General features: G+C 67.1%; 18 protein-coding genes. 13 read left to right on the top strand and 5 right to left on the bottom strand.

The window, feature by feature from the left end; all coding sequences use genetic code 11:
- Nucleotides 1-5: 5 nt before the first annotated feature.
- Complete coding sequence (gene rpmG / locus OF829_RS07495; protein WP_033922433.1) at nt 6-173, bottom strand: 50S ribosomal protein L33; 168 nt, start codon at nt 171-173, stop codon at nt 6-8.
- Nucleotides 174-319: 146 nt separating this feature from the next.
- Here rpmG and OF829_RS07490 point away from each other — a divergent pair, with 146 nt between their 5' ends.
- Nucleotides 320-883: a TMEM165/GDT1 family protein gene (locus OF829_RS07490; RefSeq protein WP_264939357.1), complete on the top strand. Its 564-nt coding sequence runs from the start codon at nt 320-322 to the stop codon at nt 881-883.
- Here the strand turns inward: OF829_RS07490 and OF829_RS07485 are convergent.
- The gene (locus OF829_RS07485) at nt 876-1,205 is read right to left on the bottom strand and encodes a hypothetical protein (protein WP_264939356.1); all 330 of its coding nucleotides are present in this window, start codon (nt 1,203-1,205) and stop codon (nt 876-878) included. The genes OF829_RS07490 and OF829_RS07485 overlap by 8 nt on opposite strands.
- A 100-nt stretch (nt 1,206-1,305) precedes the next feature.
- The gene (locus OF829_RS07480) at nt 1,306-2,157 is read right to left on the bottom strand and encodes a metallophosphoesterase (protein ID WP_264939355.1); all 852 of its coding nucleotides are present in this window, start codon (nt 2,155-2,157) and stop codon (nt 1,306-1,308) included.
- Nucleotides 2,158-2,288: 131 nt separating this feature from the next.
- Here OF829_RS07480 and OF829_RS07475 point away from each other — a divergent pair, with 131 nt between their 5' ends.
- From OF829_RS07475 to OF829_RS07455, 5 genes are all read left to right on the top strand, one after another.
- Complete coding sequence (locus OF829_RS07475) at nt 2,289-3,872, top strand: cisplatin damage response ATP-dependent DNA ligase (protein ID WP_264939354.1); 1,584 nt, start codon at nt 2,289-2,291, stop codon at nt 3,870-3,872.
- 30 nt (nt 3,873-3,902) lie between these two features.
- Nucleotides 3,903-4,361, top strand: coding sequence for a hypothetical protein (locus OF829_RS07470; protein WP_264939353.1), 459 nt, complete (start codon nt 3,903-3,905; stop codon nt 4,359-4,361).
- Nucleotides 4,362-4,423: 62 nt separating this feature from the next.
- Nucleotides 4,424-4,900: a hypothetical protein gene (locus OF829_RS07465; protein ID WP_264939352.1), complete on the top strand. Its 477-nt coding sequence runs from the start codon at nt 4,424-4,426 to the stop codon at nt 4,898-4,900.
- Nucleotides 4,901-4,903: 3 nt separating this feature from the next.
- The gene (locus OF829_RS07460) at nt 4,904-5,737 is read left to right on the top strand and encodes a DMT family transporter (RefSeq protein WP_264939351.1); all 834 of its coding nucleotides are present in this window, start codon (nt 4,904-4,906) and stop codon (nt 5,735-5,737) included.
- A 40-nt stretch (nt 5,738-5,777) separates the two neighbouring features.
- On the top strand, nt 5,778-6,554 hold the full coding sequence (locus OF829_RS07455; protein WP_264939350.1) for a hypothetical protein: 777 nt from the start codon (nt 5,778-5,780) through the stop codon (nt 6,552-6,554).
- Between the two features lie 64 nt (nt 6,555-6,618).
- On the opposite strand, the gene OF829_RS20570 is transcribed toward OF829_RS07455, so the two are convergent.
- Nucleotides 6,619-7,419 (bottom strand): cold-shock protein, encoded by an 801-nt coding sequence (locus OF829_RS20570; protein ID WP_319951542.1) that lies wholly within the window; start codon nt 7,417-7,419, stop codon nt 6,619-6,621.
- Nucleotides 7,420-7,734: 315 nt separating this feature from the next.
- Here OF829_RS20570 and OF829_RS07440 point away from each other — a divergent pair, with 315 nt between their 5' ends.
- From OF829_RS07440 to OF829_RS07410, 7 genes are all read left to right on the top strand, one after another.
- Nucleotides 7,735-8,535: a TerC family protein gene (locus OF829_RS07440; protein WP_264939349.1), complete on the top strand. Its 801-nt coding sequence runs from the start codon at nt 7,735-7,737 to the stop codon at nt 8,533-8,535.
- A gap of 31 nt (nt 8,536-8,566) precedes the next feature.
- Entirely contained in the window at nt 8,567-9,187 is a 621-nt protein-coding gene (locus OF829_RS07435; RefSeq protein ID WP_264939348.1) for a ribonuclease D, read from the top strand.
- Entirely contained in the window at nt 9,180-9,824 is a 645-nt protein-coding gene (gene lptC / locus OF829_RS07430) for an LPS export ABC transporter periplasmic protein LptC (protein WP_264939347.1), read from the top strand. The genes OF829_RS07435 and lptC overlap by 8 nt, the downstream gene beginning before the upstream one ends.
- A complete protein-coding gene (locus tag OF829_RS07425) occupies nt 9,824-10,384 on the top strand; it encodes an LptA/OstA family protein (protein ID WP_264939346.1) in 561 nt (186 codons plus the stop codon). The genes lptC and OF829_RS07425 overlap by 1 nt, the downstream gene beginning before the upstream one ends.
- A gap of 302 nt (nt 10,385-10,686) precedes the next feature.
- Nucleotides 10,687-11,463, top strand: a complete 777-nt coding sequence (gene lptB, locus OF829_RS07420) for an LPS export ABC transporter ATP-binding protein (RefSeq protein WP_264939345.1) — start codon at nt 10,687-10,689, stop codon at nt 11,461-11,463.
- Between the two features lie 122 nt (nt 11,464-11,585).
- Nucleotides 11,586-13,094: an RNA polymerase factor sigma-54 gene (gene rpoN, locus OF829_RS07415; RefSeq protein WP_264939344.1), complete on the top strand. Its 1,509-nt coding sequence runs from the start codon at nt 11,586-11,588 to the stop codon at nt 13,092-13,094.
- A gap of 62 nt (nt 13,095-13,156) precedes the next feature.
- Nucleotides 13,157-13,546 (top strand): hypothetical protein, encoded by a 390-nt coding sequence (locus OF829_RS07410; protein ID WP_264939343.1) that lies wholly within the window; start codon nt 13,157-13,159, stop codon nt 13,544-13,546.
- 45 nt (nt 13,547-13,591) lie between these two features.
- Here the strand turns inward: OF829_RS07410 and OF829_RS07405 are convergent, their stop codons facing one another.
- Nucleotides 13,592-14,068, bottom strand: coding sequence for a hypothetical protein (locus OF829_RS07405; protein ID WP_264939342.1), 477 nt, complete (start codon nt 14,066-14,068; stop codon nt 13,592-13,594).
- Nucleotides 14,069-14,185: the final 117 nt, after the last annotated feature.

Below are 14,185 nucleotides of genomic sequence, written 5' to 3'. Positions count from 1 at the left end.
CGACGTCACTTGATCTTCGCTTCCTTGAACTCGACATGCTTGCGCACGACCGGGTCGTACTTGCGGAAGGACATCTTCTCGGTCTGGTTCCGCGGATTCTTCTTGGTGACGTAGAAGAAGCCGGTGTCCGCCGTGCTGACGAGCCTGATCTTGACAGTGGTCGGCTTAGCCATGACCCGAAACCCTTGAATCTGGTAAAATGAAAAAGCGGCGCGCAGGCGCACCGCTGTGAGGGGCGGCGGATGGCGCAGAGAGCCGCAAAAGTCAAGCGCCTCAACCCCTCATGCGCCTTTAACCAGATTCGGCTAGTCCGAACCCCATGGAAGCGCTCGTCCCCGCCTTCATCGCCGCGTTGCTCACCCAGCTCAGCGATCGGCCCGCGATCCTCGCCGCGATCCTTGCCGACCGTTACGGGCGTCCGCTGACGGTCGCCTTCGCGGCGGGGCTCGCGCACGCCGCGCTCAACGCGCTCGCGGCGCTGGGCGGGCAGGCGATCGCGCCGACGCTCACCCCGAACGCGCAGGCAATGTTCCTCGCGGTCGCGCTGATCGTCGGCGGCTTCAGCGCGCTGCTGCCGGCCAAGACCCCCGAGCGGCTCGAAAGCTGGGGCCTCGGCTCGCTCGCGACCGCGTTCCTCGGCACCTTCAGCCTGTCGCTCGGCGCGCAGACGCAGTTCTTCACGCTTGCCTTCGCCGTGCGCGGCGAGCCCTGGTTCGCCGCAGCGGGCGCCACCGCGGGCGCGTTCGCCGTCGCGTTCGTCGCGGCGGTGCTGGGCGAGCTCAGCTGGCTGCGGATCCCCTTTCGGGGATTCCGCGTGACTGTAGGCCTATTGTTCCTGATCGCCGGGGCGGTGATCGGCCTCGGCGCTGCGCGGCTTATTTGATCGCGGCGAGATCCGTCTCGACCTTCTTCATCAGCTCGTCGCTCAGCGCGCCCTGCGACATCGGCTGGAGCTGGCGCAGGCTCATGCCCTTGAACTGCTCGTACATCGGATGCGGCAGCAGGTCGGGCAGGTCGGCCGTCAGTACCGCCTTGGCCTTCTCGTCGGCGGCGAGCGTCTCGATCGGCGTGTCGAGGTTGAACTTGGCGGCGACGGCGGGCGCGGCGGCGACCGGAGCGCTTGCGGGGGCGGGCCCGGTCTGTGCGAAAGCGGCGCCCGGAACCAGGCAGGCGACAGCGGCCGCGGCGGCGTAGATCAGCTTCATGTCAATTCTCTCCGTATCGGCCGGCGGACCGGCAGTCGTGGAGTCCCCGCTCCACCCGCGCCGCTTCTAGCGGCAAATTTGGGCGGGAACGAGACGTGTTTTATCGAACCAGCACAGCTTTTCCGCGCAGCGTGATCAGCCACAGATCGGGTGGGGCATTGATGCGCAGGCCCGGCCCGCTCGTACCGATCCCGGCGGTCACCACGACCGTGCGCGCGCCTTCGCGGATGACCCCGCAGCGATAGCGCTCGCCGAACTTCGATACCGAAACCACCCCGCCATAGCCCGGGATCACGCCCTGGCCGCAATGCGTATGCCCCGCGAACAGCAGCTCGAACCCCGTTGGCAGGTCCGGCGCGATGTCGGGCGAGTGCGTCAGGATCAGCCGCGCGCCGCGAAGCCTGCGCATCTGCGCGATCGTGCCCGAAAGGTCCGCGTGACGCGAATAATCGTCATCGACGCCACCGATCACCAGCGGCCCGCGCACCACCGCGCGATTGGCGAGCACCTCGATGCCCGCCGCCGCAAGCGCCGCATTCAGCGCGCCGATTCCCGTCCAGTGATCGTGATTGCCGGGCACCGCGACGACTCCCAGCCGCGCCCGCAGCCCGGCCAGCGGCGCCAGCGCGTAGCGCACCGTCCTTGCCTCGAGCGGATCGGAAGCGGGGGTGAAATCGCCCGCGATCAGGATGAGGTCGGGCGCAAGCGCATTCACCTGCGCGACGATTCGCGTGAGCCGCGCGGGCGTCACCGTCGGGGTTCCCGCATGGATGTCGCTCAGCAGCACGACGCGCACCGGGGGCGCATCCGGCGGCCAATCGGCAAGCAGGATTTCGGCGCGGCGAACCCGGGGGTCCGAACGCGCCTCTATCAGGCCCCAGAGCAGCAGCAGCACCCCCAGCGCGACGAGCGGGCCGATCGCGCGCAGCAGATATCGCAGCAGCTTCCACATGGGCGTGACGCTAACCGGCGCTTTTGGGGCACGCCATGCGCAACGCGCGCCTGCACCGAAACACCTCCGCCGCTGCACTGCATCTCGACGGCTAGCGGAACCGCGGCGTTCGTCCCATGTTGGCTCTCGCGATGCGCGCTTTCTCCGACCTGCTCGACCGGCTGATCTACACGCGCTCGCGCAACGCCAAGCTGCGGCTGATCGGCGACTATCTGAAGGCCACCCCCGATCCCGATCGCGGCTGGGCGATGGCGGCGCTGACCGGCGGGCTCGATTTGCCCGCGGTCAAGCCCGCGCTGATCCGCACGATGGTCGAGGAGCGCGTCGATCCGGTGCTGTTCGCGATGAGCCGCGATTTCGTCGGCGATTCGGCCGAGACGATCGCCCTGCTCTGGCCAGAACCAACCCAACCGTTCGGAGGGGAATTGAGATTGTCGGAAGTCGTCGACACCCTCTCCCGCCTCTCGCGCTCGGATGCCCCCGCGGTGCTCGCGTCGATGCTCGACCGGCTCGACGCGGACGAGCGCTTCGCCCTGCTCAAGCTCGCGACCGGGGCGTTGCGCGTCGGCGTCTCCGCGCGCCTCGCCAAGACCGCGCTGGCGCAGGCCTTCGGGCTCGATGTCGATGCGGTCGAGGAGGTTTGGCACGGCCTCCTGCCGCCCTATGCGCCCCTTTTCGACTGGGCCGAAGGCAGAGGCGCGCAGCCGACCGCGGAAAATATCCCCGTCTTCCGCCCCTTCATGCTCGCGCATCCGCTCGAGGCCGAGTCGGTCGATCTCGCCGACTATGCCGCGGAGTGGAAATGGGACGGGATCCGCGTCCAGCTCGTCCATGTCGCGGGGGAGACGCGGCTCTACAGCCGCGCGGGCGACGACATCACCCACAGCTTTCCCGAGGTCGCGGCGGCCTTCAGCGAGCCCGGCGTGCTCGACGGCGAGTTGCTCGTCCGCGGCGAAGCCCAGGGCGGTGCCGCGGGCAGCTTCAACGCGCTCCAGCAGCGGCTGGGCCGCAAGGTCGTCAGCGCGAAGACCCTCGCCGACTATCCCGCCTTCGTCCGGCTCTATGACATATTGTTCGACGGCCTCGAAGACCTGCGCGCGCTGACCTGGGAAGAACGCCGCATAAGGCTCGAAGGCGTCGTCCCCCGCCTCGACCCCGGCCGCTTCGATCTCTCCGCTCTCATCGACGCCGAAACCTTTGCCGCGCTCGAGGAAATCCGCGCCGGCGCCCGCGATGCCGCGATCGAAGGCGTGATGCTCAAGCGCCGCGATTCGCCCTATGTCGCGGGCCGCCGCGCGGGCCTGTGGTACAAATGGAAGCGCGATCCGCTCACCGCCGATTGCGTGCTGATGTATGCCCAGCGCGGCTCGGGCAAACGCAGCAGCTTCTATTCCGACTACACCTTCGGCGCCTGGACCGGCGACCCCGCTCTTGGGGCAGAGCTCCTCCCCGTCGGCAAGGCCTATTTCGGTTTCACCGACGAAGAGCTGAAATGGCTCGACCGGTTCGTCCGCAACCACACGATCGCGCGTTTCGGCCCGGTGCGCGAGGTCGAGAAGAGCCTCGTCCTCGAAGTCGCGTTCGATTCGGTCCACCTGTCGAAGCGCCACAAATCGGGCCTCGCGATGCGCTTCCCCCGCATCGCCCGCGTCCGCACCGACAAGCCTGCGAGCGAGGCGGACACGATCGCTACCCTGCACAATCTCTCCACTTGATCGGCCATCGGCCGGGCCTAGGCTGCCGGGATGGATGACGAAGCCGATCGGGTCCCGCTGCAGCTGATCGCCGAGACGATGGCGCTGGTGACGGTCCCCGCCGCCGCCCTCATCTTCTTCGTCTCGCTGATCGGCAGCTGGGGCGTCGGCGACAGCGTCCATGGCGCGCGGCAGATCCTGTTTCGCGCCGAATTCATGGGCGCACTCGCCGCCGGTGCCCTGCTCGCCGGAATCCCCCTCGCCGCGCTGTGGCTGCGCGATCCTGAAGCGAGCCCGGTCGAATGGGGCTTCACCGGCTTCCTTACCGGCCTGATCGTCGGATTGGCCATGATCGTCCTCATGGTCTGGGACCTGGTGATGATCGTCGGTTTCCCGCCCGATCTGGTCGGCCGGTGGATCTTCGGAATCGGCCTGTTCGGCATGATGGGCGCGATCGCCGCGCTGCCGATCCGGGCGATCACCCTGTATCGCTACCGCCGCCTGCGCTGACACCGCGGCCCTTGCCCGGCGTGGCGCAGCCGACCTAGGATCGCCGCGGGGGGAGCAACGCCATGGAAGAAGAATTTCGGCGGCTATCGTCGAACAAGATCGCGGCGGGAATCAGCTTTGCGGCGCTGGTGGAATCGTTCGCGGCAATGCTCGTGCTCAAGGAACTCGGCGCCTTCGATCAGGCGAAACATGATCCGTTGCTCGTGATGGCTGCGAGCATCGGCGGGTCGGTCGCGATCGCACTGGCCTTCGGCATGCCGCTCGCGCTCAAGCGGCTGCGCGATCCGCGGCTGCGCCACCGCGACTGGGCCGCGACCGGGCTGCTCGGCGGGGTGCTCGGCGGGGTGCTCGCCGCGCTGCTGGCGAGCCTGCTGATCCTCGTGCCGGTTTTCCTCGGCGGTTTTGGGCCCGAATCGGGCGATTATTCGCTGGGCATCGGCATCCTTTCGATCTTCATCACCTGCAGCCTGGCGGGTGCCGCGGTCGGCGCCCTCGCACGGGTCATCGCCGTCGATCTCCACCATCGCCGCCCGGGCTGACCCATGACCGCCGAATGGCTCGCCCCGGCGATGATGATCCTCTCGGGCTCGATCCACGCCGTGGTCAACGCGATCCTCAAGGGCGGGAAGGACAAGCTCGCCGGGCGCAGCGTGATCGACGGGTCGAGCGCGGTCATCCTGCTCCCCACCCTCTTCTTCCTGCCGCTGCCGCAAGGCGCCTGGGGCTGGCTGGCCGCGAGCGCGCTGCTCCATTGCTTCTATCTCTACGCCCTCGTCCGGGCTCTACAGGCGAGCGACCTTTCCGCCGCCTATCCGGTGCTACGCGGCACCGCGCCCCTGCTCACCGCCGCGCTCGCGATCGGGGTCTTTGCCGAGCCCGCCAGCGCGCGCGAACTCGCGGGGATCGCGCTGATCGGCGGCGCGGTGCTGGCGATGGTTGCGGGCAAGCATATCGGCTGGGGCGGCCTGGGCTGGTCGCTCGCCACGGCGGTCAGCATCTCGGCCTATACGGTGATCGACGCGCAGGGCGTCCGCGCCGCGCCCGAACCTGCAAGCTATATCGCCTGGCTGTTCGTGGTGATGGGCGTGTGCGTGGTGACGTGCTTCGGCTTGCTGTCGAAGGGCGCGATCTTCGCCGCCGCGCGCGGGCAATGGCGTCCGGGCGTGGTCGCGGGGGCGCTGTCGATCCTGACCTATGGCCTCGCGCTCCAGGCCTTCGCGCTTGGCCCCACCGCCCCGCTCGCGGCGCTGCGCGAGACGGGCATGATCACCGCGCTGCTGATCTCGGCGATCTTCCTGCACGAGCGCGTGACGCGGCTGCGCGCCGCGAGCGTGCTCGGCATTTTCGCGGGGGCAGTGCTGATCCTGACGCGCTAGCACGGTTGCGGTCGACAGTGGCGCCGGGCATCGTCGCCGGATGCCTGCCCCATTCAATCCGGCCCGCCGCAATCGCAATATCGGCACGGCGAAGCAGGGGCACAGCCAGAACAACCGCATGTCCATTCCAGGCACGGCAATCTCGGGCGCCGAGCCACTGGGCACTCACAGGATCGAGACGCGCGATATCCAGGGCAAGCAAGTGGCCTTCATCGTCGAGAAGACGAGCGGCGGCTGCGTGCACGCCTGCACGATCGCCGATATCGAGCATCTTCTGTCGCATATTCCGCGATCCGACTGGGCCGGGCTGAACACCTTCGTGCTCCGCCAATCCACCCGAAAGACCCGGATTCTGAACCCGGCATGGGGCCGCCTGTGGTATTTCACCGATCTGCAATTCCGCGGCCGGATCATCGCCAGCGGGCCGGCGATCTTCCTCGAAGCCATGCAAGTCGACGCACCGATCAAATGGTCCGCCGCGCTCGATCCGGCGGATGCGGAGGAGCTGGAAAGGCTCCGGACCGACGGCCACCGCGTCGAGCGGGCGGGCAGTCGCCATATCGTTACGCCGAATCTCGATTCGGCGCGTGTTACGCTGCTCTATCGAACCCTGCCGCACGAGATCGGGCATTGGTTCGATTGGTTGCAAAAGGTGAAAGCGCCCCTCGCGCGCGGCGACGACTATGTCACGCTCGTCCAAAGATACTTCGCCCGTCCGAAAACCGAGCGCGAAGGATTCGCGCACCGCTATGCAGACGCGCTTTGCGCGCGATTGAAGCACGACGGCGTGATCCCATTCCCTCGAACCGGGGAATAGCCCCGAATCGAAAAGGGCCGGAGGTTTCCCCCCGGCCCCTTCACTTGGCGTGTCAGCCGAAAGATCAGCTGCCCGGCGTCAGGTTCACTGCGGCGTACTTGCCGCGACGGTCCACCTCGAGTTCGAACTCGAGCCGGTCGCCTTCGTTGAGCGTCGGCATTCCGGCGCGCTCGACGGCGCTGATATGGACGAATGCGTCGGGCTGGCCGTCATCGCGCTGAATGAAGCCGAAGCCCTTCATCGCGTTGAAGAACTTGACCGTGCCAGTCGCCTTCTCGCCGGTCAGCTGGCGCTGCGGGCCACCGGCGCCGCCTCCACGCGGACCCGCGTCGCGATCGCGCGGCGGGCCACGGTCCTCGACCGGAAGCGGCTCGCCCTCGATCTTGAGCTCGGTTGCCGAGATCCGGCCGCCGCGATCGACGAGCGTGAAGCCCATCGGCTGGCCTTCCGCGAGGCCGGTGAGGCCCGCCTGCTCGACCGCGGAGATGTGAACGAACACATCCTCGCCGCCGTCATCGCGGACGACGAAGCCGAAGCCCTTTTGCGCGTTGAAGAATTTGACGACGCCCGTGGCTTCGCCAACAACCTGCGGGGGCATTCCGCCGCCACCGCCGCCGCCGCCGCCGCGGAAACCGCCGCCACCGCCGCCGCCGAAGCCGCCGCCACCGCCGCGATAGCCGCCACCACCGCCGCCGCCGCCGCCGCCGAAGCGATCGCCGCCGCCAAAGCCGCCGCCACCGCCGAAGCGATCACCGCCACCGCCATAGGTGCTGCCGCCGAAACCGCCTTCGTCGCCACCAAAACCGTCGCGCTTGTCTCTGCCGCGCCCGCCGCGATCCCCACGGCGCCCTCTATCGAAACTCATGCCCTGTTCGTCTTCCCGGTTCGCCCTGAAATCCAATAAAACCAGCGCGCCGAGCGAAAAGCGCAGGTTCTCGGGCACAGAAAAGCGCGCCACTAGAATCGGGGCATAGCCCAAAACTGGACAGGGCGCGAACGAAATTCGTCTTGATTACGGCGCCTATGTGATTCTGCTTTCGCAGAATTGCGGCACCAGCCCGCTCCCCCACCCGGCCCCCCTTACTTTAGTAGCCTGTGGGAGGCCGGGTGGGGGAGCGGGCTGGTGCCGCTGTCAAGCTTCAGCTTGACCCAAACAACAGGCTCGCGGCAGAGGCGCTTCATGGACGCCATTCTCGCCCTGATCGCCAGCCCCGCCGCCTGGGCCGCCCTGCTCACGCTGATCGTGATGGAGGTGGTGCTCGGCATCGACAACCTCATCTTCATCTCGATCCTGTCGAACAAATTGCCCGCCGAAACGCGGCAAAAGGCGCGGCGGCTGGGCATCGGCCTGGCGCTGATCATGCGGCTCGCCCTGCTCACCATGATTGCCTGGATCGTCGGGCTGGTGCATCCGGTGTTCGATCTCGGCATCGCCGGCCCGCTCTCGCACGGCGAGCCCAGCTTCGAGACCGCCTTCTCCTGGCGCGACCTGATCCTGATCGCGGGCGGCATCTTCCTGATGTGGAAGGCGACCACCGAAATCCACCATAGTGTCGATTCGCACGCCGAGGATACCGATGCGCTGCTCGACAAGAAGAAGGTCGTCCAGCTCACCTTCGCCTCGGCGATCGTCCAGATCCTGCTGCTCGACATCGTCTTCTCGATCGATTCGATCCTCACCGCGGTCGGAATGACCGAGCATGTGCAGATCATGTATGTCGCGGTGATCGTCGCTGTCGGCGTGATGCTGCTTGCCTCCGATCCGCTGGCGAACTTCATCAACAACAACCCCACGGTGGTGATGCTCGCATTGGGCTTCCTGCTGATGATCGGCATGGTGCTGATCGCCGAAGGCTTCGGCGCGCATATTCCCAAGGGCTATATCTACACCGCGATGGGCTTCTCCGCCGCGGTCGAATGCCTCAACATCTGGTCGCGCAGGGCCAAGGAGAAGAAGGCGGCGGCCGGCGACGGCCATTGAGCCCGACGCTGAACAGGACTAGGCGCAGGCCATGACCGTTTACTTCCACGAAGAAGACCTGCCCGCCGGCGTATTCGCTCCGGCCACGGACATCGCCGTCGATACCGAGACGATGGGGCTGATCACCCCGCGCGACCGCCTCTGCGTGGTCCAGCTCTCCGACGGGTCGGGCGACGAGCATCTCGTCCGCTTCGGCCCGGACAGCGACTATGCCGCGCCCAATCTGCGCGCGATCCTCGCCGATCCCGCCCGGGTGAAGCTCTATCATTTCGCGCGCTTCGATCTCGCCGCGATCAAGCATTATCTTGGCGTCACCGCGGCGCCGGTCTATTGCACCAAGATCGCGAGCCGCATGGTGCGCACCTATACCGACCGCCACGGCCTCAAGGACCTGGTCCGCGAGCTGCTCGGGCAGGAGCTTTCCAAGGCGCAGCAATCGTCGGACTGGGGCGGTCCCGAACTTTCCGACGCCCAGCGTGAATACGCAGCCTCCGACGTGCGTTACCTCCACGCCATGCGAACCGAACTCGACAAGCGCCTCGCCCGCGAAGGCCGCACCGCGATCGCGCAGGCGTGCTTCGATTTCCTCCCTTGGCGCGCCGAGCTTGATCTGGCAGGCTGGCCCGAGGTGGATATCTTCGCGCATGTCTGAAATCGCGGATCGCCTTCAGTCCCAAAGACGGGCCTGGGCGCATCCGGGCAGCAGCCACGACCGGGTGGTCCGCTGGGCGCTCTATATCCTCCCCGTGGGGATCGGCATCCTCTCCGCCTGGCTGGTGCTTGCGCCGCTCTTCACCGGCGGCGATGTCAGCTTCGTGCTCGACAAGAACCAGGTCGATGTCGCGAGCGAGCGTCTGTTCATCCGATCGGCCGAGTATCGCGGCGAGGATGCCAAGGGCCAGCCCTTCAGCCTCAAGGCGGGATCGGCGGTGCAGAAGAGTTCGTCCGAGCCGATCGTCCGCCTCAATGATCTCTCCGCGGAGATCGGCCTGCCCGAGGGGCCGGCGACGCTCCGCGCCGATACCGGGCGCTACGAACTCGACACCCAGCGCGTCTCGGTCGACGGGCCGATTCGCTTCCAGACCTCGGACGGCTATACGCTCGACACCCATGACGCGACCGTCGATCTCAAGACGCGCCAGATGCAGAGCGCCGGCGCGGTCTCGGGCCGCACGCCCATGGGGGTCTTCAGCGGAAACCGGATGCACGCCGATCTGGAGAAGCGCATCGTCAGCCTCGACGGCAATGCCCGCTTGCGCATCTGGCCCAAGCGGGCGAATAGGCGCTGATGCTCCGCGCCCTCGCCCTTTTGCCGCTCGGCCTCACCCTGGCGATCTCCGCCTCGGTTCCCGCATCGGCGCAGCAGAGTCATGATTCGAGCGCGCCGATCGATTTCGGCGCCGAGCATATCGAGATCCAGGAGCGTGCGAACCGCGTGCTGCTGACCGGCGCGGTCAAGATCACCCAGGCCGAGATGACGCTCAATTCGGCGCGGATGACGCTCACCTATACCGGCGAGATCACCAATCCGCAGGTCAACCGCATCGACGCCTCGGGCGGGGTGACGATCGTCCGCCCCGATCAGAGCGCCTCGTCGCAATATGCGGTCTATGATCTCAACACCCGCATCGTGACCCTGCTCGGCGGCGTCACGCTGCGCCAGGGGCCCAATGTCATCCAGGGTTCGCGCCTGACGATCAACCTCGACACCGGCCGCGCGACGATCGACGGTTCGGGCGTCAGCGGGGGTGCCCCGGGCACCACCACCCAGGGCGGCCGCGTCACCGGGCGCTTCTCGGTGCCCCAGCGCGCGACCACCCCTGCTCCGGCGGCCACGCCCAAGCAATAAGCGGCCCCACCCGTTCGTGCTGAGTAGAGACCGAGTAGCCGCAACCCGGCGTATCGAGGGCTCGTATCGAAGCATCGCTCGCGGCGGAACGCGGCGCTCCCAACCGTCCTTCGATACGCCGTCTCGATACGCCCTTCGGGCTACTCGACGGCTATTCAGGACGAACGGTGAAGAGAAACACCTCGATTCTTCAACGCTCCGGCTTGTCGGGCCTTCCCTTGGCCACCATTTCCATGCAGGAATCCTGCCAAATCGGATTCGAGTAGGAATCCGGTAACCAACTGAGGGCCATCAGGGGCAGCATGAGCGACGCCGACATCCTCGAACATCCGGTCGCGGACCCCGCGCCGATCCCCGACAAGGGGCTCGCGGTCGTCTCGATCGCCAAGTCGTACGACAAGCGCGTCGTGCTCACCGACGTCTCGATGTCGGTCGCGCGCGGCGAGGTCGTGGGCCTGCTCGGCCCCAACGGCGCGGGCAAGACCACCAGCTTCTATTCGGTGATGGGCCTGGTGAAGCCCGATTCGGGCCGCATCATGCTCGACGGCGAGGATATCACCGCGCTCCCCATGTACCGGCGCGCGATCCTGGGCCTCGGCTACCTCCCCCAGGAAACCTCGATCTTCCGCGGCCTCACGGTCGAAAAGAACATCCTCGCGGTGCTCGAGCTCGCCGAGCCGGACAAGGCCGCGCGCATGGCCCGGCTCGACAAGTTGCTCGACGAATTCGGCCTCACCCGGCTGCGCGACTCGCCCGCCATGGCGCTCTCGGGCGGCGAGCGCCGCCGCGCCGAAATCGCCCGCGCGCTCGCGGCCGATCCCACGATCATGCTGCTCGACGAGCCCTTTGCGGGCATCGACCCGCTCTCGATCAGCGACATTCGCGACCTGATCTGCGAGCTCAAGAAACGCGGCATCGGCGTGCTCATCACCGATCACAATGTCCGCGAGACGCTCGACATCGTCGATCGCGGCTACATCATCTATGACGGCCGCGTCCTCTTCGCGGGCTCGCCCGACGATCTGGTCAAGGACGAGAATGTCCGCCGGCTCTACCTCGGCGAGAGTTTCTCGCTTTAAGGCATGAACGCGGCCCTCCCTTCCTCGTCATCCCGGCGAAAGCCGGAACCCAGGGCCCCAAGCGAATCGCCCGTGACTCTGGGTCCCGGCTTTCGCCGGGATGACGGATGGGGAAGGCGGCCATGAGCCTCGCCCCCCGCCTCGATCTCAGGCAATCACAGTCGCTGGTGATGACGCCGCAGCTCCAGCAGGCGATCAAGCTGCTGGCGCTCTCGAACCTCGAGATCGAGACCTTCATCGCCGAGGAGATCGAGAAGAACCCGCTGCTCGACGCGGGCGGCGGCGATGGCGACGACACGCCCGACCGCGACCTGCCCGAACCGCTCGAACCGCGCGACGGCCCCGCCGACGCCAGCGAACTGCTCGCGGGCGGCGGCGAGGCCAATGGCGAGGCCGCGCTCGACGTCGATTTCACCGCCGAGACCTTTCATCATGACAGCGCGTCGGATTCGATCGGCGGCCTCGACGGCAGCCTCGGCATGGGCGGTACGGGCGGCGGCGGGCTGAGCGACGACGGCCTCGATTTCGACAGCTTCGCCAACCCCGATCTCAGCCTCGCCGATCATCTGATGGCGCAGGCGGGCGCGAGCATCGACGGCGCCGATCTGTTCGTCGCCGCGCACCTGATCGATCAGATCGACGAGACGGGGTACCTGACCGCCGCTTTGCTCGACATCGCCAACCGCCTCAATGTCCCCCTCGCCCGCGTCGAGGGCGTGCTCGCGACGATCCAGACCTTCGACCCCACCGGCGTCGGCGCGCGCAGCCTCGCCGAATGCCTCGCGCTGCAGGCCAAGGAGGCCGACCGCTACGATCCGTGCATGGCGCGGCTGATCGACAATCTCGATCTGCTCGCGCGCGGCGAGATCCAGCGGCTCAAGCGCATCTGCGACGTCGACGACGAGGACATGGCCGACATGATCCGCGAGCTGCGCGCATACGACCCCAAGCCCGGGCTGCGCTTCGGCGGCGAGGCGACCCAGTCGGTGACGCCCGACATCTTCGTGGCGAAGCGCGGCGCCGGCTGGGCGGTCGAGATCAACGCCGCCACCCTCCCCCGCCTGCTCGTCAACCGGGCCTATTATGCCGAGATCAGCACCGGCCCGCAGGACAAGGCCTCGAAGGCTTGGCTGTCGGACATGCTCGCCAGCGCAAACTGGCTCGTGAAAGCGCTCGACCAGCGCCAGCGCACCATCATCAAGGTGGCGTCGGAGATCGTGAAGCAGCAGGAGGCCTTCTTCCTCCACGGCGTCGCGCAGCTGAAGCCGATGACGCTCCGCCAGGTCGCCGAGGCGATCGAGATGCACGAATCGACCGTCAGCCGCGTGACCAGCAACAAATATCTCAGCTGCGCGCGCGGCCTGTTCGAGCTCAAATATTTCTTCACCAGCGCGATCCAGTCCTCCGACGGCGGCGACGCGGTCTCGGCCAATGCGGTCAAGGACGCGATCAAGACACTGATCGCCACGGAGAGCCCCAAGGCGATCCTCTCCGACGATACGCTCGTCGAGATGCTCAACGCCAAGGGCTTCGACATCGCGCGGCGCACCGTCGCCAAATATCGCGAGGCGATGGGAATCGGCAGCTCGGTCCAGCGCCGCCGGCAAAAGGCGCTCGAGGGTGTGGGCTGACGCGATTTTTCCGCGCAGCATTTTTAGAAATTGGTAGGGCCGTTTCAGCTACGAATCGCCCCATGAGCGCGGAATATTCGATCGAAGTGGAGCCTCAGCGCAATCTCGTCCGGATTCGGATGGGAGGGTTCTTCACCCTCGAGGATATCGAGGGATTCTACGAGGTGCGCCGGATCGCGCACCGCGAACTGACCTGCGGCCGCAACGAGCATCTGACGATCAACGACATCCGCGACATGAAGATCCAGTCGCAGGAAATCGTCGATGCGTTCCGCGAGCTGCTCGCCGACCCCGCCTATCGCTCGCGGCGCCTCGCCTTCGTCGTCAGCCCGACGCTTGCGCGCACCCAGGTCGTCCGCGCACTCGCCAATCGCCAGGCGCGCATCTTCGAGGATTTCTGGTCGGCCGAGAGTTGGCTGTTCGGTCCCGCCGAGGAAGCCGAAGCCGCGTAATTTGATCGCCTCACGGCGAGGGCGGCACCGGCAACGAATCAACCGCTATTTCGGCTTGTTCGCCTCGGCGACGGCGTCGAGGAAATCATTCTTGCTCATCGAGATCAGCAGCCCCTTGCTGTTCTTCCCGAACGCTTCGAGCGGCACCTCGACCTTGCCGACTTCGGTGACGACCACCGCCGCGGCCATGCTGACCGATTCGACCTTGCCGACCACCTGGCCCTTGGGATCGCGCACCTCGGCGCCGGCGACGATATCGTCGGGGCTCGCCGGGCCGCTGCGTGCGGTACGCGCGGCGCCCGGACGCTCCTTGGCGCGTTGCTCCTCGATCGCCTTGGTGCGCGCCGCCTCGGCATCGCGCTGCGCCTCGTCACCGCCGTTGCGCACCGTATAGTTTTCGGCCGTATAGCCCGGCCCCGCCGGGGCGCCGCCACCCGAAGGCGGCCCGGCCTGGGCATAGGCGGTTCCGGTGGCGAGCATCCCCGCGCAGACGATCGCGGCAAGCTTGAGCATGAGCTTCATCGGTAGGCCTCCAATTTGCGGGCGAGATTAGGCGCGCCAACGCTGTCAGGCAATTGAGAACTGGTCCTGCATTTGTGGGCGGCACCGGCCCGCTCCCCCACCTGGCCTCCCATAGGC

It is taken from the genome of Sphingomonas caeni (assembly GCF_026013415.1).
Lineage (GTDB): Bacteria > Pseudomonadota > Alphaproteobacteria > Sphingomonadales > Sphingomonadaceae > Sphingomonas > Sphingomonas caeni.
This window is presented reverse-complemented; position numbering and strand designations above follow the sequence as displayed.